The organism is Polaromonas sp. CT11-55, from assembly GCF_047303325.1.
Taxonomy (GTDB): domain Bacteria; phylum Pseudomonadota; class Gammaproteobacteria; order Burkholderiales; family Burkholderiaceae_C; genus Polaromonas.
Window position 1 is genome coordinate 33,206 of sequence record NZ_JBKBEX010000027.1, and the last position, 18,208, is coordinate 51,413.

Annotated in this window: 14 protein-coding genes; 5 read left to right on the forward strand and 9 right to left on the reverse strand. The window is 66.9% G+C overall.

Annotated elements, in window-relative coordinates:
* The first annotated feature begins 58 nt into the window (after nt 1–58).
* Nucleotides 59–643 carry a LuxR C-terminal-related transcriptional regulator gene (locus ACEN8I_RS20130; protein ID WP_413330407.1) on the forward strand — a complete coding sequence of 195 codons (585 nt, stop codon included), beginning with the start codon at nt 59–61 and terminating at the stop codon, nt 641–643.
* A 405-nt stretch (nt 644–1,048) separates the two neighbouring features.
* On the opposite strand, the gene ACEN8I_RS20135 is transcribed toward ACEN8I_RS20130, so the two are convergent.
* Nucleotides 1,049–2,410 carry a sensor histidine kinase gene (locus tag ACEN8I_RS20135; protein ID WP_413330408.1) on the reverse strand — a complete coding sequence of 454 codons (1,362 nt, stop codon included), beginning with the start codon at nt 2,408–2,410 and terminating at the stop codon, nt 1,049–1,051.
* 487 nt (nt 2,411–2,897) lie between these two features.
* Between ACEN8I_RS20135 and ACEN8I_RS20140 the strand changes: the two genes are divergently transcribed.
* From ACEN8I_RS20140 to tssA, 3 genes are all read left to right on the forward strand, one after another.
* The gene (locus tag ACEN8I_RS20140) at nt 2,898–5,123 is read left to right on the forward strand and encodes an MASE1 domain-containing protein (RefSeq protein WP_413330409.1); all 2,226 of its coding nucleotides are present in this window, start codon (nt 2,898–2,900) and stop codon (nt 5,121–5,123) included.
* The gene (locus ACEN8I_RS20145; protein WP_007863276.1) at nt 5,120–5,902 is read left to right on the forward strand and encodes a response regulator; all 783 of its coding nucleotides are present in this window, start codon (nt 5,120–5,122) and stop codon (nt 5,900–5,902) included. Before ACEN8I_RS20140 ends, ACEN8I_RS20145 begins: the two co-directional genes overlap by 4 nt.
* A gap of 61 nt (nt 5,903–5,963) precedes the next feature.
* The gene (tssA, locus tag ACEN8I_RS20150) at nt 5,964–7,517 is read left to right on the forward strand and encodes a type VI secretion system protein TssA (protein ID WP_413330410.1); all 1,554 of its coding nucleotides are present in this window, start codon (nt 5,964–5,966) and stop codon (nt 7,515–7,517) included.
* Nucleotides 7,518–7,696: 179 nt separating this feature from the next.
* Here the strand turns inward: tssA and ACEN8I_RS20155 are convergent, their stop codons facing one another.
* Genes ACEN8I_RS20155 through tssJ form a run of 4 tightly spaced genes read right to left on the reverse strand, consistent with a single transcriptional unit; the run spans nt 7,697 to nt 14,347 of the window.
* Nucleotides 7,697–11,536 carry a type VI secretion protein IcmF/TssM N-terminal domain-containing protein gene (locus tag ACEN8I_RS20155; RefSeq protein WP_413330411.1) on the reverse strand — a complete coding sequence of 1,280 codons (3,840 nt, stop codon included), beginning with the start codon at nt 11,534–11,536 and terminating at the stop codon, nt 7,697–7,699.
* Nucleotides 11,533–12,210 (reverse strand): DotU family type IV/VI secretion system protein, encoded by a 678-nt coding sequence (locus ACEN8I_RS20160; protein ID WP_413330412.1) that lies wholly within the window; start codon nt 12,208–12,210, stop codon nt 11,533–11,535. The genes ACEN8I_RS20155 and ACEN8I_RS20160 overlap by 4 nt, the downstream gene beginning before the upstream one ends.
* A gap of 3 nt (nt 12,211–12,213) precedes the next feature.
* Nucleotides 12,214–13,602 (reverse strand): type VI secretion system baseplate subunit TssK, encoded by a 1,389-nt coding sequence (tssK, locus tag ACEN8I_RS20165; RefSeq protein ID WP_413330413.1) that lies wholly within the window; start codon nt 13,600–13,602, stop codon nt 12,214–12,216.
* A 16-nt stretch (nt 13,603–13,618) separates the two neighbouring features.
* Nucleotides 13,619–14,347, reverse strand: coding sequence for a type VI secretion system lipoprotein TssJ (gene tssJ, locus ACEN8I_RS20170; RefSeq protein ID WP_413330414.1), 729 nt, complete (start codon nt 14,345–14,347; stop codon nt 13,619–13,621).
* A gap of 64 nt (nt 14,348–14,411) precedes the next feature.
* On the opposite strand from tssJ, the gene ACEN8I_RS20175 reads away from it, so the two are divergent.
* Nucleotides 14,412–15,188 (forward strand): hypothetical protein, encoded by a 777-nt coding sequence (locus ACEN8I_RS20175; RefSeq protein WP_413330415.1) that lies wholly within the window; start codon nt 14,412–14,414, stop codon nt 15,186–15,188.
* 29 nt (nt 15,189–15,217) lie between these two features.
* On the opposite strand, the gene ACEN8I_RS20180 is transcribed toward ACEN8I_RS20175, so the two are convergent.
* The 4 genes from ACEN8I_RS20180 to ACEN8I_RS20195 are packed head-to-tail and all read right to left on the reverse strand — an operon-like array spanning nt 15,218 to nt 18,198.
* Entirely contained in the window at nt 15,218–15,994 is a 777-nt protein-coding gene (locus ACEN8I_RS20180; RefSeq protein WP_413330416.1) for a hypothetical protein, read from the reverse strand.
* Nucleotides 15,995–16,022: 28 nt separating this feature from the next.
* The gene (locus ACEN8I_RS20185) at nt 16,023–16,418 is read right to left on the reverse strand and encodes a DUF4150 domain-containing protein (protein ID WP_413330417.1); all 396 of its coding nucleotides are present in this window, start codon (nt 16,416–16,418) and stop codon (nt 16,023–16,025) included.
* A 23-nt stretch (nt 16,419–16,441) separates the two neighbouring features.
* Nucleotides 16,442–17,122, reverse strand: a complete 681-nt coding sequence (locus ACEN8I_RS20190) for a DUF3540 domain-containing protein (RefSeq protein ID WP_413330418.1) — start codon at nt 17,120–17,122, stop codon at nt 16,442–16,444.
* A 23-nt stretch (nt 17,123–17,145) separates the two neighbouring features.
* Nucleotides 17,146–18,198, reverse strand: a complete 1,053-nt coding sequence (locus ACEN8I_RS20195) for a pentapeptide repeat-containing protein (protein WP_413330419.1) — start codon at nt 18,196–18,198, stop codon at nt 17,146–17,148.
* Nucleotides 18,199–18,208: the final 10 nt, after the last annotated feature.

Sequence of the window (18,208 nt, forward strand, 5' to 3'; positions counted from 1 at the left end):
TTGACATACAGCAGTTATGCTCACTGGCTAATAGGAACAATTCTTCACATTTGACTTAATGAGTATTTTCGTAATAGATGACCATCCGCTCATGCGGGAAGCGGTTGTCATGTTGATCCGCCGCCTGAGCAGCAAGGCCACCGTGACCGAGCTGGACCGGCTCGCCGCCGTCATGCCCGCCGTGCAGGAGCAAGGCATTCCCGAACTCATCTGCCTGGACTTGCGCCTGCCCGACACCAACGGTGTCTCCGGCGTGCGCGAGCTCAAGCAGCAATTTCCCAGCGTGCCGCTGGTGGTGCTGTCGGCCGCCCCGGCCCAGGACTACGAGGACCTCTCCATCGAGGCGGGCGCGGATGCCTACATCCAAAAGTCCGCCGGCGCCACGGAGATCTCCAACGTGCTGCGCGTCTTCCTCAGCGAAGACCTGGACCCGGAACCCAGCACCCCGACCGAAAAACTCTCCAAGCGGCAAAAACAGCTGCTGGTGATGCTGGACAAGGGCATGAGCAACCGCGACATCGCCGAAGAACTGCAGATCAGCGAGCACACGGTGAAAGTGCACCTGTGGCGCCTGTTCCGCCGCCTCAACGTCAAGAGCCGCTCGCAGGCGAGCCACCTGGCCAGAACCCAGGGCCTGCTCTAAACAAAAAGGACACGCAAGCGTGTCCTTTTTTCTTCATGCACCCGGTATTGGGTATTGGTATCCGGCTGTTCGGTATTCCTTCCCCACCCCTTGTGGATGCGCCGAGGAGCGCAGGGCCAGACGGATCAGGGCAAAAACTTGTTTGAGCCGCAGGCGAGTTGTTTTTGACCCCGGCTGGACCGAGCACCACAGGCTGCCCGTAGCGAAGCGAAGGGACGCAGACACCAGGGTCGCCTTTTCTTTTGCTTACTTTGCTTTTGGCGAAGCAAAAGAAAAGTAAGTTGCCGCCGGGCAACCCCCGGCCAGCAAGCCTTAGCAGCGAGCGCACGGCAAGAACAAGCAAGGCTTCGACAAGCTCAGCCCGAACGGTGAGACAGCAGCGCGCCGCCGGCGCAAGACCCGCCCCTACCCCCGAAGCTCAACCCAAAAAACACTCCCCCGCCCAGCCCGGGAAGCCAACCCCACCGGATGCCCCAGCGCCGCGCTGAGGCGAGACACAATGGCCAGCCCCAGGCCGAAGCCCTCTTCGGTGCCTTGCAGCGGGATCCGGTAGAACTCCTGGAAGATCGCCTGCTGGTGCTCCCTGGCAATGCCCACGCCGGTGTCCCAGATCTCGATGCGGGGCACGCCGCCGCGCCGCCGCACGGCTATCAGCACGCCGCCGCGGTGGGTGTTGCGCAAAGCGTTGGACAGCAGGTTGCCGACCAGGCGCTGCAGCAGCACCGGGTCGGACCTGACCTTGCCTGGCGCCGCGCGCATCCTGAGCCGCAGGCCGCGTTCGCGCGCGAAGGGGGCGTACTGCGCCTCCAGGTCCTGCAGCAGCCCGGCCAGTTCCACGTCCTGCAGGTTGACCCTGAGCGGGTCGGTTTCCAGCCCGGCCAGGTCGAACAGGGAGTTGAACAGGTCGTTGACGGCTTTGGTGGAGCGCACGATCTTGGGCGTGATCTGTTCGACGAACTCGGGCTCGGCCGCCAGCCAGCCGGCGTACAGGTCCAGGGCATGCACCGGCTGGCGCAGGTCGTGGGCGGCGCTGGCGATGAAGCGGTTCTTGATTTCCACCGCCTCCAGGGCCGCCCGGCTCTGCTCGGTCAGGGACTTGATCAGCATGGAGTTGTCGTACTGCAGCTCGAGGTTGATGCGCTGCACCTCGTGAAAGCGCTGGCCCGAGATGCGGATCACGGCCCAGTAAATGAGCACCAGCGCCAGCATGCCGTAGGTATTGAAGCTGGAGGGCAGCCCGCGCTCCATGACCAGCTGATAGAGCAGCGCGGCCACGACCGAAATTCCCAGGCCGTTCACATAATTCTTGAAGCAAGGCAGCCAGGACGAAAACGTGCCCACCGCGAAACCGGCCATGCCCACCAGCACGACCATGCAGAGGAACTGGTCGTACACCGGCGCGCGCAGGAAGTACACAAACATGGACGCACCCCAGACCAGGGCGCTGGCCGACCAGGTCCAGCCGTACTTGGCCATGAAGGCGCGCAGGGGCGGGCCGCTGACGCCGGCCAAGGTGCGCTGGTAGATGTTGATGACGCCGTAGCGCACCACGGTCACGGCCGCCGCGGCCGCGGCCCACAGACCCAGGGCCGGCGTGTCGACGCGGTGATAAAGAATGACCACCATGACCACGATCAGCACCAGCGCGGAATGCAATGCCGGACGGGCATAACGCATGAAGGTGTGGATCAGCCGCATCTCCACCCACTCCTCGCGCGAGAGGTCGGCGACGCTCTGGGCCGGCCGTATCGTTGGGGGGGAGTCCATGGAGCCGAGTTTAGGGCCAGTTCACACGCCCCGGTGGCCGCCGCGGGCGCACGCGCCGGGGCCATGGCGCGAATGTTGCGCGGGGCTGACGAAATCGGGTGCCCGGTTAGGGCCTGCTAACGCTATTGATGCAAATGCGAATGGGGTGAAAACGGTGCCAATCAAGGCGCGCGACGACGCCCAGACTGGGCGTCTGGGCTAGGAGCGCAACGCCGAGTGGCGCCGTTTTCACCCCATTCCCTGCGGGTTGCGATCAAAAAGGCCCTGCGCGGCGTTGCAAAGCCTTGACGGGGTCTACCCCGCCTGCGTTTTGCGCCTTGCTCAAGGCCTTTTTGACTCGCAACGCATCTTGCATAAATAGCATTAACAGGCCCTAGCGCCAATTGCGTACACTGGACGCTTCCCCGGAGGGCGACACCCGTGCATGGACGCCGGACACCCGCGGCGGCATCCATGCACAGGCACCAAAAAAATGCAGGACCCGCAGATGCAACGCAACGCGCACGCCGAGCTCGCCCCCGTGAGCCCGGCGAAAGGCACGGCAGGCCCGGGCGGCATGCTCGCCATGCCGGCCCTGGACGACCCGGCCAATCCCTTCCGGCTGGCGCTGCTGGCCGTGCTGCTGGCCTTTGTCTATGCCATTCTGTCCACGCCGGCCGCCTACACCTCGCGCCCCGACACGCTGGCCGCCATCATCTGGCCCGCGCCGGCGGTGGGCGCGGCCCTGCTGTGGAACCTGCCCTACCGGCGCTGGCCGGTGTTCCTGGTCGCGATATTCCTGTCCATGATGCTGGTCGGCGACGCCGACCCGCTGTCCGTGGGCGCCGACGCGGCCTTCGCGCTGCTCAATGTGTTCGAGGTGGCGCTGTATGCCTTCCTGGGGCAGCGCCTGGTTTGCGAAAAAGGCGACATCGACAGTACCCGCAAGCTCGCGCGCTTCATGTTCCTGCTGCCGCTGCTGGCCACCAGCCTGGTGGCGGCCCTGGGCGCCACCATAGGCGCGGTGACCAAGCACACCGAGTGGCTGGAGGAATGGCGCGTCCTGCTGGTCGGCAACGGCCTGGCCGTGCTGGTGCTGCTGCCGGCCCTGCTGGCCTGGTGCTCGCGCCAGGCCAGCGCCGACGCTTCGCCCGGCGACAAGCCGGTGGCCGTCGCGACCGCCGTGCTCGCCGCGGCCTTGATGGCCGCCGCGGCCCTGCTGCCGCGCTTTCCGGAGGAAGTGCTGCGCGCCCTGCTGTCGCTGGTGCTGGTCTGGGCGGCCATCGCCGGCGGCCTGCGCTCGGCCTCGCTGGGCGTGCTGGCGGCGGCCGGCGTGGGCATAGGCCTGGCCGTGGCGGGCTACGGGCCCTACAGCCCGGCCCGCGGCGGCGAGGAAGGCACCTGGGAGCTGCAGGTGGACCTGGCGGGCATGGCGGTGCTGTCCTTCTTTGTCGGCATCGCGGTCAGCGAGCGGCAAAAACTCAACCTGCGCCTGGAGCGCGCCCGGCGCTTTGAAACCATGGGCTTTCTGACCGGCGGCATCGCGCACGATTTCAACAACATCCTGGGTGCGGTCGGCGGTTATGCCGAGCTGGCGGTGGAGCGCGAAAAAGCCGGCCTGCCGGTGCGCGCCCCGCTGGGCGAGGTGGCGGCTGCCGTGGCGCGCGGCAAGGACCTGACGGAGCAAATCCTGCTGGCCGGGCGGCGCGGCGCGCGCACGCGCCAGGCCAGCGACCTGCGCGACCTGGTCTCCGAAGCGGTGGCGCTGGCTAGCCCCTTGCTGCCGCCCGGCGTGCGGCTGACGGTCCGCGTGCCGCTGGCGCCGGTGCCGGTGCGGGTGCACCGCGGCCAGTTGACCCGCGCCATCCTGAACCTGCTGCGCAACGCCTCGCAGGCGGCGGCGGGCCGGGTCGAGCTGCGCCTGACGGCATCGGCCGGCCAGTTGCCGGCAGGTTATGCGCGCGAGGCGGACACCGGCGTCGGCGACATGCTGGAGCGGGACTGCGCCTGGCTGGATGTGCTGGACGACGGCAGCGGCGTCGCGCCGGCGCATGTGCACCAGCTGTTCGACCCCTTCTTTTCCTCGCGCTCCTCGCAGGGCGGCAAGGGCCATGGCAAAGGCCATGGCACCGGGCTGGGCCTGGCCATCGTCGCGGGCGTGGCCGCCGATCACGCCGGCGGTGTGGCGGTCTGGACCGGCCGCGGCGAGCGCACGCGCTTTTGCCTGATGCTGCCGCTGCTGGCCGAACAGGACGCGGCGCAGTTGCCCCTGGTCGCGCCGCCACCGCCGCTGGGCCAGGGCGAAACGGTGCTGGTCGTCGCGCAGGATGCCCAGGCGCGCGAGCGCACCGAAGACGCGCTGGCCGCGCTGGGTTTTGAGCCGGCCGGCTACGACCCGGCCGCCCTCGCCGGCGGGCCGCAAGGACTGCAGGGACTGGAGGAACATGCCGAGCTGCTGGTGTGGCTGGATTCGCCGGCCGCAAGTGACAACCTGCAGGCCGCGCTGCGCCAGCCCACCGGCCTGCCGCTACTGCGCTGCGGCAGCACAGGGGATACGGGCGGCGAAGCCCTCATCACGCAGGAAGCCGGCGTGGTTACCATAAGCGGGCCCTTTGACGGCGCGGCACTGCGCCAGGCCGTCAAAATGGCGACCGGACGCTCCGATGCCCCGCCCGCCCGGCGTGACGGCGATGTTGACGAAGAAGAAGGCAAAGAAGGCAATCTCCAGCCATGACGCAGCCCAAACAACCCCTGGCCATCCTGGTCGTCGACGATGACGACGCCCTGCGCAAGCTCCTGATCGACTACCTGACGGGCCACGGCCTTTCGGTGACGGGCGTGGGCACGGCGACGGAAGCGGTGCAGGCCGTCGCCAGGCAGGACTACAGCCTGGTGCTGCTGGACCTGAACCTGCCCGACGGCGACGGTATAGACCTGGCGCGCAAATGGCGCGCCGAGGCCAACATCGCCATCATCTGCCTGACGGGCAGGCTTGAAGAAGCCGACCGCGTCATGGGCCTGGAGCTGGGTGCCGACGACTACATCACCAAGCCGTTTTCGCTGCGCGAGGTGCTGGCCCGCATACGTGCGGTGACGCGCCGCGCCGGCGGCGCGGCCGCGGCGGGCGAGCCGGCCGGCGAGCGCCCCAGTCACAGCGGCGTGCAGGTGCCCGTCACGCGCGGCAAGCACCCGCGCGCCTACCGCTTCGCAGCCTGGGGCCTGAACCTCAACACGCGCCGCCTGACCTCGCCCGAGGGCAAGCCGGTGTCGCTGACCAATGCCGAGTTCAACCTGCTGGCGGTGTTCCTCGGCACGCCCGGGCGCATCATCTCGCGCGAGCAGTTGCTGGAGCGCACGCGCGCCTTCGACGACATCTATGACCGCGCCATCGACGTGCAGATACTGCGGCTGCGCCGCAAGCTTGAGGCCGACGCGAAAAATCCCAAGCTGCTGTGCACCGAGCGCGGCGTGGGCTACTTTCTCAATGCCGAGGTGGAAGCGCTGTGGGAATGAGCCTGCCGGTTCTTTCTCCTTTCTTCTTCATGGCATTTTTTGCGACCCCTTGTGAATTTTTATGACCACTGACCTGATCACCGAACTCGGCAAACAGCCCATCGCCGGGCCGCAGCCCACCGGCAACGAAGTGCGCGAGGAGCCCGCCTTCGAGCTGCTGGAGGCCGAGGTCGCCAAGCTGGCCAGCCCGGTGCACAGCGTGACCATGGACTGGAACAAGGTCAACCAGTGGTCCGTCGAGCTGTTGTCGACCAAGGGCAAGGACCTGCTGGTGGCCTGCTACCTGGCCGGCGGCCTGCTGGAGACGCGTGGCCTCTACGGCCTGGCCGACGGCCTCAAGGTGCTGGCCGACATGCTGCAAAGCTATTGGGATACGCTGTACCCGGGGCTCAAGCGCATGCGCGGCCGGCGCAACGCGCTGCAGTGGCTGATAGACCGCGTACAGCAGCGCGCCACCGAAACCGACTGGGGCGCGCTGCCGCCGCAGGAGGCCGAACTCGTGTCACGCCTGACGGCCAGCCTGCAGGCCATGGACACGTTGCTGGCCGACAAGGACAGCGAGGCGCCCTCCATGCGCGCGCTGCTGACCCTGGTCGGCAGCCTGACCGTGATCGAGGAAAAACCCGCCGAAGAGCCCGCTCCCGTGGAGGCCGCTGCCGCGCCCTCACCTTCGCCTGCGGCGGCCGCCGGCCCCCCACCGGCCACGCTGCTACTGGACTCGGCCGACAACGTCGAGCGCGCACTCGAGGAAGCCTGCTCGCGCCTGGGCAGCCTGGCCGAATGGTTTCTCGCCAACGACAGCAGCAATCCCCTGTCTTACCGCCTGAACCGCACGGCGGCCTGGTCGACGCTCGAGGCCCTGCCGCCGGCCGACGGCGGCCAGACCCGCATCGCGCCGCCGATTTCGCAGGTGAGCGACGCGCTGGCCCGGCTGAAAGACAGCCAGTCGGACGCCGAACTCGTGGCCTTTGCCGAAGCCCAGCTGGCGGCCTTCCCCTTCTGGCTGGACCTCAACGGCGTCTGCGCCGCGGCGCTCGGGCGCATGGGCAGCGGCTATGCGGCCGCGCGCCAGGAAGTTTGCAACGAGACGGCACGCCTGCTCGCGCGGCTGCCGGGCCTTGAAAAACTCACTTTCTCCAGCGGCATGCCTTTTGCCGCGAGCGACACTCTGGACTGGCTGGCCACACTGCTGCCCGGCGTGACGGCCGGCGGCGGACCGGCGGCCGGCGGCCGCGCGAGCGATGCGGTCACGGCCGCCATCGGCAATGCGCGCGCGCTGGCGGCCAACGACGACCTCGCGAGCGCCGCGGCCTGCCTGCAAGAGCAGCTCGCGCTGCAGCCCACGGCGCGCGACCAGTTGCTGCTGCAGATCCGTTTGTGCGAACTGCTGCTGCAACACCGCCCGGGCGCGGCCCTCAAGGCTTTCGCGCAAGCCGTGGTGGAAGCCATAGACCGCCACCAGCTAGGCGCCTGGGACCCGGCCATGGCACTGGACGGCCTGCAGGTCGCCTACGGCGTGATGGCGCGCAACGAGGAAGACCGGGACGCGGCCGATGCGCTGCTGGCGCGCATTGTGGCCTTGGATGCGGCGACGGCGGTGAAGCTGGTGACCTGAGCGTCGCTCTACAGAAAATTCATATCCGCAGATTACGCAGATTTACACAGATGAAAACAGCCGCGGTGCAAGGTCATGTGACCAGCAAATGGAAACCGGCGTGAAGTCCCTCGTACAAATTCCTTGCCTTTAATCTGCGGAAATCTGCGTAATCTGCGGATAGATTTCTCCGGCAACTCTTAGCGCGCCGGAGCAACCGGTGGCGTTGTTCCCGCCGGCGCGCCCTGCTGCAACTGCGCCGCGGCCAGCTCCTTGAACAAGGCCTGGGTGTCCTGCGGCTTGTGCGGCGTCATGCGGGTGTCCCAGCACACGCCGATCTGCTTGGGCAGCGAGACCTCGATGGCCGGCACGGCGGTGGCGTTGGAGAGTTTGGCCTGGATGCCGCGTTCCTCGCGCGCGAACTGCGCGTCCTGCAGGCGCTGCTTCTCGGCCGTCTTGTCTTTTTCCTGGCGCTCGAGCTGCTCGAGCTGCTGCGCCGCCTTGAGGATGGCATCCTGGCCCTCGAAGTTGTAGCGCAAGCCGACCTGGCGCACGCCCAGCGCGTCCAGCCGCGCGCGCGCCGCCGGGAACTCGTCGACGTTGAACTGGCGCGCGCCGTCGCGGAAGTCCTGCAGGAAGCGCACGACGCCGCTGGAGCCGGGATACTTCTTGGTGAGCACCACGTCCTCGATCTTGATCTGCAGCGTGACGTCGCCGCACTGGCGGTCGCCCAGCGGGAAGCTGTCGCTCACCGGGAAGTTGTAGTTGTTGAGCACGCGCGCGCCGGAGGCGCACTGGATGGCCAGCACCGTCACAAAGGGCTTAGCCTTGGCGCCGGGGTTGACGCTGGTGGGCTGCGCGGTGATGGTGAGCTGCTGGGCCTGGGCCTTGAGGGCTTCGACCTTCTGCTTGATGTCGGCCAGCGCGCGGTCTATCTGGGCCATGGCCTGCTGCGCCTGCAGCTGCTCCTTCTGCCCCGCGAGCTTGTCGGTCTGCTCCTGCTGTTCGGCGCGCTGCTGCGTCACCAGCTGCTCCACGCGCTTGCCCGCCGCGTCGTTCAGCATGGGCAGGAACTGGCGCGTGAAGGGCACGCTGTAGCCCAGGGTCTGCACGATGGCGAAGCGGTTGGCGTCGCGCTGCAAAAAGGGCTTGGCCGGGCCGTCGGCGAAGGCCCATACGGTGCCCTTGGCGCCGTAGAGCTGGTCCACCATGGCCGTCATGTTGGGCGCGGTCTGCAGCGGCCAGTCCACCTTGGAGGCCCATTCGGCCTGCAGGCTGCAGGAGGCCTGCTCCTCGGTGTAGGCCAGCACGAAACGCAGCGGCCCGCCCATGAGCTGCCAGACGATTTCATCGCTGGGGCTGTTGTAGCCCACCTGCCTGCGCAGCTGGACCAGGCTGTCGGCCGTGGACTGCAGGGCCGAGGCCTTGACGGCCGGGTCGGTGGAAAAGCCATGGAAATCCACCGCCGCCTGGTAGGCCTTGGCCGGCCCCACCACCACGTCGGTGGCCACGGCGTTGAGGTCCTTGAAGAACTTCTGCAGCGTGGCCGCCGCGTCCAGGTTGTTCTTGATGGTGTCCTGGCCGAGCTTGGGCGCGCCGCCCAGGACTTCCTTCATGGCCTTGCCGCCCACGTTGTTGATGGCGCCCACCACATTGAGCGCCTCGCCCGCGGTGCCGGAGCGCGCGGCCTGCCGGCGCAGCTCGGCCAGCTCGCGCGACAGGCGCAGCCAGCTCGGCAGCTGGGCGGCGGGCTGGTCGCCGAACTCCTCGTTGAGCCTGTCCATCACGCGGAAGTAGGGGCTGCGCGCGCTGGTGATCAGGCCCATGGCGGCGCGCCATTCGGCTTCGCCCGACAGCGTGCGTTCGGTACCCGAAAAACCGGTGGCGAACTTCTGCCAGGCCTGGATGCGGTTCTCCTTGTACCAGGCCTCGAAGGCGCTGCGCTGCGCGAGGAACTTGGGGCCGTCGTCTATGCTTTTTTCCATCTCCGCGAGGAAGCTGTCGATTTCCTTCTTGCCCGGGTTGGTGAAGGCCGCAGGCACCACCGGTAGCGCCAGCCCGGCCGCGGGCGTGCGGGCCGGGCTGGTGCCCACCCAGAAATCCTGCACCGTCACAGGCTTGTGCAGCGGGTTGGTGTCAGGCAGGTCGGCCAGCCAGCTCAGGTTGGGGTCGTGAAAGGCCAGGCGATTGAGCAGCTGCTGCTCAAAACGCAGGCGCACCGGCACATAGGGGTCGGTGGGCGCCGACCAGGCGATGTTGGAGATATAGAGGTCGTTCAGGCGCGTGTAGAGCTCGGGGGTGTAGCGCGAGATGTGCTGGCGCTGCGGCATGGCGAGCAGCGCCTGGCGGTCGGCACCACGCTCGTGCGCCTGCAGCAGGTTGATGTAGCGCACCAGGTTGCGCATCATGCGCGCGAACTCGTGGTTCGGGTCGTCCTTCAGGATGCGCTCGGAGTCTTCCTGGTAGTTGGCGTCGGTGGTCGGCAGGATGTAGCGGCGGAAATTACCGGTGTAGCTGCTCTTGAGGCGCTCCTCAAGATCGTCCATGTTGGTGGTCTCCACCATCCATTGGCTTTTCCAGCTTTCGTTACGGCGCTCGACCAGGGAGATGGTGTCGCTCAAGCGCTCCAGCGTGGTCGTGTCCTCGTCCAGGTTGCCGGTAAAACGTATGCTCAGGCGGTCTTTTTCCTGCAGCAGCGAGAGCGTCTGCATGTTGTCCAGGAAACCGATGGTGATAAAGATCGCCGCCGCGACGCTGAGCAGCACCCAGGCCAGCATGCCGAGGTTTTGCGTAGCGGTGCGCCAGGGGTTGCGCAGCGAGGCCGGCAACGAAATGCCGCGGTCCTGCGGCAGCACCCGCCCGAAAAAATCATGCAGGAACAGCCCCGCGTTGGCGCTGGGATGCGGCGGCACCGGCGGCAGCACCTGGCCCAGCAGGCTGGAGACGGCGCCGCCCTGCTGCAGGCCGCTGCTGAAGAACAGGCCGCGCAAGAAGGGCGTCTCAAGGTACGCGCTGTCGCCGAAGCAGGCGCGCAGGAAGACTTCCAGGCCGGGCTTGAGCTGGGCCAGCTCGTTGGGAAACAGCAGCAGCTCGGGCGCGACCGGAGTGCCGCGCGCCACCAGCACGGTGCGCAGCACCTGCAGCCGCTCATGGATGTTGCCGAAGGCCTTGTCGAGGAACTGGTTCTCGCCGGGCTCGCCGGCGTCCGGCTCGGCCAGGTAGCCCATGGCCTGCTCCAGCGATTTTTCGCTGAGCTGGCGGGCCCACTCTTCCATGCCGTAAATGCGGTCGCACTGCGTGACCATCACATAGACCGGGAAACGCTTGCCGAACAGGCGTATGAGCTGCTCGATGCGCTCGCGCACCACGCGGCCTTCTTCCAGCAGCGCGTCCTTGTCGGGATGGGACAGGCGCTCGGTGCTGATGGCCAGCACCAGGCCATTGAGCCCCTCCTTGCCGCGGTACTTGGCCAGCAGGTCCAGGCCCAGTTCCCATTCGCTGCGGTCCTGCTCGAGGTCGGCCGCCTCGACGTAGCGCCCGGCGCAATCGATGACCACGGCGCGGTCGAAATACCACCAGTCGTAGTTCGAGGTCTGCTCGATGCGCGCACTCTGGCTGACCTTCTGGATCGACGAGGACAGGCGCGTGCGCGTCAGCGCCGTGGTCTTGCCGGTGCCCGAGCGGCCCACCACCATGTACCAGGGCAGCACGTAAAGCGGGTTGCCGAAGCGCTTGAGGCTGGAGGCGCGCAGCGTGGCGGCGGCGGTCTTCCATTTGCGGATCAGCACCGCGCGCGGCGAAGCCTGCTTGGCCACCTTGTCCTGGCCGGCCGATGACAGCTGCGCCATGCGGCTGCGCGAGCGGTAGACCTGCACCAGGCGGATGATGAAGCGCACCAGCAGGTACAGCCCCAGCACCCCAAAAAACACCGCCACGGCCGCCCACAGCGGCCACTCCATGTAAAGGGCCAGGCCCCAGCTCAGCAGCGCCAGCACCGCGAGGGCCAGCAGCCAGAGGACGATGCTACCCAGCGCCTTCATTTGATCTGCGCCATGATGGAGCTGGCCGTCTGCCAGATGATCAGGTGATAGATGCCGTAGAGCACGGCCAGCACGGCCAGCGGCGCCAACAGCACGCTGAGCGTGAGCGAGGAGACGCGCCAGCGCCAACGACCCTCACCCGGCTGCCTGCCGCCCTTGCGCCCGGCGCTGGCATAGGCCTGCGGAAACAGCACCTTGCCCGAATCGCCGTACAGGCCGTCGCCTTGCACCAGTTGCGCCAGGCTGGCCTGCTTGATGTCTTCCAGGGTCTTGGGATTGCGGTCATGGCCGTAGCGCCCGGCAAAACCCATGGCCAGGCAAAAGAAATACACCTCGCGCACCGCCAGCTGCTGCGGGCCCAGGGCCTCGAGGCGGGTGAAAAATTCAACCCCGGCGCTGGACACGTTGAAATAGCGTTTTTGCAGCAGCAGGCGCTTCCATTCCTCGGCGCCCGGCCAGGCGGCGGCCAGCAGGAGTTCGTCGGCCCATGCGGCCACGGCGAACATGCCGCTCATCGTATCGGCCTCGGCGATGCCGGCTTCCTGGGCCTTGCGGCGGGCGTCGGAAAGCAGGCTGTCGAGCTGCTCCTTGACCGATGCCGCGCTTGCCGAGGGCTGGCCCTGGAAGTGGCGCACATAGGCCATGAAGGGGATGAAACAGTCAACAAGGCGCACGCGTTATCTCCGCAACACAACAATTTCGGCCTTGAGGTCGGCCGGCGCATCCATCCAGTACAGCGCGACGGAGCCCTCGCGTTCCACCATCTCCCACTGCTGGCTCATCTGCTCGATGCGGAAGTAGTAGGAATATGAGCGGCGCGGCAGGCCCTGCGGCGCAGCCGCCATGTGGATCAGCTCCAGCCCCGGCAGCGCGTGCGCGATCAGGCCCGGCATCTCGTCGGTGGCGGCCAGGCGCGCGTCGCGCTGCACCGCGTCCACCACCCATTCCATGTCTTTTTCGGTGCGTATCACCAGGTAGAAGCGGTTGCGCTGGCCGAAGAAGTTGCGCGGCAGCTGGCCCACGTGGTAGTCGCCCTGGGGCTGCAGGATGGCCAGGAACTCCGGCCCCACGGTGATTTCGTTGAGCAGGTGGCTCACCATGGTGCGCACGCGGTCGAAACACTTGCCGAGGTCGGCGTGGTCGTAGGGCGGCAGGCCCGGCGTGCCGTCCTCGGCCTCGCCCAGCATGTTGAAACGCTCGGAAAACGAGCTCAGCTCGCCGATCAGCTGGCGCATGGCGCCGTAGGCCAGCCAGGGGTGGACCTGGCGCGTCTCGGTCAGGTGGAACAGGTAGGGGCTGGCCCGATTCAGCGAGCGCAGGGCCAGCAGGAACACCATGTAGCTCGCGTCGAACTCGGCCTTTTGCATCTCGCGCGGGCTTTTGTACTCCTGCAGTTGGCGGGCGCGCCCGGTCAGCTCGTCGCGTATGTCCTTGACCAGGCGCAGCAGCACGTTGGAGCCGGCAATCGCGTAGCAGGGCGGGATGAAGCTTTCGGACAGCTTGATGGCGTCACCGTCGCGCACCAGGCGCGCGATGGGGATCAGGCTGTAGTCCTGCAGCTTGTCGATCTCGCCCTCGAAAAACACCTTGACCACATGCAGCAGCGTGCGCACCTGGGCCGCCGGGCCGTCGGAATACAGGTCGGCGACCTCGGGCGGGTTGGCCAGCGTGGCGTAGCGCGTGGCGGCGGCGCCGGCGGCCGTCAGGTCGGCCGCGATGGTCACATTGTTTTCAGTGGCGCTGAGTTTTTTCAGGCCCAGGTAGACCGTGAAGGGCTTGTCGCCCTCCACCCAGTCCACATCGAAGGGCCTGGCCTTGATGACTGCATTGCCCGGGTATTCAATATAGGTGCGGTCCTGGAACAGCAGGCGCGCGGCCTGCACCTCCACCGTGCGGTTGCCGGCCGCCGCGGCGACCAGCTCGAGTTCGCCCACGCCCCAGAAATGCGGCAGGCCCGACTCCTGCATGGGCTTGTGCTGGAACTGGTTGTGCAGGTCAGCCATCTGGAAATGCTGGGACTGCAGGAACATGCCCTGGTGCCAGTAAATGCCTTGTTTTTCTTCCATGTGCTGCCTGCTGTCCTTATTTGTCCAGTTTCTTCACCGCGCTGTTGACGTTCGCCGCATCCTGGAGCGTCTCCGGCGTCAGCTTGATCTCCCGGCCCCCGCCGTCAAGCGGAACCGCCTCGCCGGCTTTTTTCCCCAATTCCCGGTTCAGGCGCTCGGCATTGAGCAGCTCGTCCGGGCCGAAGTTCAGGCGCAGTGCCAGGGTCGCGGGCGCGGCCTTGTAGGTTGTGCTGACCATTCCCTCGCTCTCGACCGTCAGCGGCACCTCGAACAGGCGCGCGCTGCGGGCCGCATCCATCTGGTAATAACCGGCCGCGATGCCCACGAACTTGGCCTTCTGCGCCCGGTCCAGCTGCAGGATGCTGTGCTGGCCCGGCGTCACGACGTAGCGCGCGAAATGCACAAACCCCTCGCCACCCTTGCCGGTTTCCAGGGATTTTCCCACCAGCGCCGCGTCCGCGATCAATTTATAGAAGGCTGCGGAGTCTTCCATCTGGTAAACACCGAGTACCAGCGTATGCGCTTCGCCACTGTATTCATTGAGCCGGTTGTCGGCCTCGACTTCCACCAGGATGGCGTTGCGCGCGAAACTCCAGGCGATTTCGGCCACGGCTTCCTTGCGCGTGTTGCCGCCCATCATGGAGTTGGCCGCGGCGCAGCCGCCCAGCGCCGCCAGCGCGGCCGCGGCCAGGCAGGCCCCGGCCACCCGCCATGCCCACACCTCATGAAACCTTTGTTCAACCAAGTTTTGCCTGCTCGTAATTAAAGGTAATTTTGGTGAATTCATTCGGGAATGAAGATAATAAGCCATGCAAATTGGAGCGGCAATTTACCCGGGGCTTATCTGCATCGCGCTGGCGCTGCCGGTATTGCCCGCCCTGGGCCAGGACATTGCGCCCGTTCCCGCGGCCGATACCGAGCCCCCACCGCCGCCCGTTGTGGCGCCCGTGCTGTACGCCTACGCCACGCTGGCAAGCACCCGCAGCGTCGAGCAAAGCTGCTGGCAGGTGCTGATTCCCGAACGCGAATACCTGGTGCGCCAGAACAACGCCAAGCCCTGGCTGTTGCGCAACGCCGTACCTTTGATAGGCGCGGCCATGGGCGGCTTCACGGGCGGCTTCCTGCTCAAGCGCCATGCCACGGCCGCCGTCTACAAACGCTGGGCCGTGCCGGTCATCGTCGGCAGCGCCGGCGCCGGCTTTGTGCTGGGCCCTGGCGGCGTGACCGGTGCCGTCGTGGGGGGCGCCATCGGCGACAAGCTCGGCAAGCACAAACCCGCCATCACCGCCGTCAGCATGATCGGCGGCGCGCTGGCCGGCAAGGCGTTGTGGGACATGGTGTTCCCGCCCGCCGTGCCGCCCGAACCTCCCAATGGGCCCGATGACGACATCCCGGTGGAGGTCTTTCTGCGCGACCAGCAGTGCGGCGCGCGGCTGCAGACCGCGCACAACCAGTCGGTCTACCGCGTCGGCTACCGCTTCAACGACGAGGAGCGCGTCGCCGAACTGCCCTACGACCCGGGCGAAGCCCTGCTGGTCAGCGCCAGCGGCGAGGTCACGGGCCCGGCGCGCAAGCGGATCGACTGAACGCGGCTCTGAGCCCGGAACCCGCTGGTTCACACCAGCCTCAGGAGGGTGGCTTCCGCATCCGTTTCCTCGGCATAGGGCATAAAAAGAATCGAGTCAGGGCAGCCCTTGACCTTGACGAAGTAGGACGTGTTGTCATCAACCTGGTTGCGCACCGCCCATGCGGCGTATTCATTCCCGGCGACTTCCAGCTTCATGCCCTCTTGCGCGAACTCCAGCGTGGTTTTTTCCGGCAGCATGGTTTTGGGGCCCACGGCCTGGAATTGGATCTCGGCGCCGCCGCCCGTCACGCCGAACACCACACCGGACCAGGCGCCGGCCACCGGGCCTATCTCGAACCACTGGCCCAGGCGTTCGTTGCCCAGCACGTCGAGCCGGAATTCGGCCTGCGCCGCCTTGGGCGGCACATTGGCCTTGGCCACGATCTTCGCGGGCCAGCTTGCGCCCGACTCGGGCAGCACTTCGGCCTGCGCCATCAGCGGCGGCAGCGCGGCCTGCTCCGGGGGGAGCGAGTTCCAGAGCGTGAGCATGGGAAAGCCGCCGCGCGCGCTGCGCAGCGCCGAGGCCATCAGCGACAGGCCGTAGCGCACCGAGGGTTTTTTGATCTCATCCGCATCGACCAGCACCAGCCAGGCGTCGGCCTTGGCCTCGAGCAAGGCCTCCAGCGCGACGCGCCAGGCCATTTTGTCGGGCTGATCAACCCAGAAATGCCCCTTGCACTGCAGGCCGTAACGTTTAAGCACCGCGGTCACGGCGGCCACACGGGGCTGGTCTTCCTTGAGGGCGGTGATCCAGACGGTTTTCATTTTCTTTTTTTCCTTTGCTTGGGAAGCTTCAGCCCATGATCATGACAACCGCCTGGCTGGGCGCCAGCACCGAGCCGACCGTATTGCCCGCATTCTGTTTGGTGGGGTCGCCAAGCTTGACGGCCGGGTTGCCCTCGAGCTTGACCTTCAGGCTGCCGAGGATGAACTCGGTCTCACCCATCATCTTTCCCGACACCACACCGCCGGCCACGCCCGCCTGGTCGCCGTTGCTCATCGGGATCTTTGAAGCCTTGGTCAGCGCCGGCATGCCGCCTATCAAGAGCTTCATGGTGCAGGGGTTGCCCATCATGGGCATGGCGATGTTCGGGTAGGGAATGGGAACCGGCGGCGCGGGCGGCGCCGGTGTCTTGCAGACGTCGGGCATGGCCATGCACTGGCCGTTCTGTTTGGTGACTGCGAACATGTTTGTCGTCCTTTTCTGCCGGCTCAGCCGAGGTCGATTTTTTCAGCGTCTATCTTGACCTGGCCTTCGGCGACCACGCTGGCGTGGCGCGACTTCAGGTGAAAACGCTCGGCCACCTGCAGGCGCATGCGGCCGGCGCGGGACTCGTCGAGGTTTTCCGTCCAGCGGAAACTGTTGGTCGCCTTCTGCACCAGGCGGCCTACGGTGGAAGTGACGGCCTGCGCGACCGTGCGCACGCTACCCAGGCTCGCGCTGAACTCGCCGACGGTTGATGCCAGGCGGTTGAACCTCAACTCCCCTTGCGCCGCCGTCATGTCAAGCTGCGGCGCCTTCACGGACACGCTACGCGAGGCCTCCAGGCCAATGTCGCTGGCGACGAAGGCCAGCGCGCCCGCATCGGCGCGTATGCGCGCGCCACCCGGCAGCGCCAGCACGCCGTGCTGCGCATCGGCGCGCGAGAGCACGGCCAGGATGTAGGGCACGCTGGTCAGGCCCACGGCAACGCCCTGGCACACCAGCACGGTGTCGCCGCATTCGGGCTCGACCAGGCAGCTCTCGGCGCGCAGCGCCCGGTCGGCACCGGCGGCGCCGGGGGCCGTGCCCAGAAAAAACCATTTGTCGGCCCGGCCGGTCACGACGGCGGACACCAGGCCGGGGACGGCTTGCGGCAGGGGGGAAGCGGAAGGCAAAGAAGCATTCAACATGGCGTTCTCTTTCTCAAAAAAGTTCAGGCGGCTTGCCAGCGCTCGGCGCGCAAAAGTTTCTCATCGGTCTCACGTGCGCCGCTGCGGTTGGCGCCGTCCCAGCGCGTGCCCTTGTCGAGCATTGCGTGCAGGTTGGCGTGGCTCATATCCGCGCGGCTGAAGTCGGCGTTGGACAGGTCGGCATGTGACAGGTCGCAATACACCAGGCCCGCGTTGGCAAAGCTGGCGTCGGCGGCCTTGATGCGCTGCATCACCGACATGTGCCAGCGCGAGCCGTCGCAGCGCGCGCCGCTGAAGTCGGCGTCGCTGGCGTCGGCCATCTCAAAAACTGCGGCGCTCAGGTTGGCACCCGCCAGGCTGGCCCCCATCAAGGCCGTGTATTTGCCCTGCACGCCGGCCAGCTGGGCTTTTTGCAGCTGGGCACCCATCAAGCTGGTCCGGTCCAGCGCCAGTCCCGAGAAATCGGCGGCCTGGAGATTGCAGCCGTTGAGGATGGCCATGGTCAGGTCGCACCCGGTAAAGCGCTGGCCCTCCAGGTTGCAGTCCTTCAAATAAGCCTGCACTAGTTGTGCCCGCTCCAAACGCACGCTGCGCAGGTCGGTGGCCATCGCCACCCAGCGCGTGAGGTCGGCGCCGGTAAAGTCGGTGCCGGCCAGCGTGCAGCCATCGCACGAGGCCTTGAAAAACTTCGCGCCGGCAAATTGCGCGGCGCTGAGGTTGGCGGCATCCAGCGACGCGTGGCTGAAATCGGCGCCCTTTGCCTTGGCGCCGCTCATGTCGGTCTTGGCCCAGCTCGCGTGCGTGGCATTGGCCGCCTCCAGGTTGGCGCCCACCAGCGCGGTGTCCTGCATCTGGGTGGCCGACAAGTCGGCGCCCGCCAGGTTCGCCCCTGTGAGGTCGCAGCCTTGCCAGGCGCTGCCGGCGAACTTGCTTCCCGGCAGCCTGGCGTTTGCCAGGCGCACCTTTTCCAAATGGCAGCCCGTGAAGTCCACACCCGACAAATCGGCGCCCGACAGGTCGGCACCGGCCAGATGGCGAGTTTGGGCCAGCTGGGCCAGCGCGTCTTTTACATCCATGGTGTTTCCC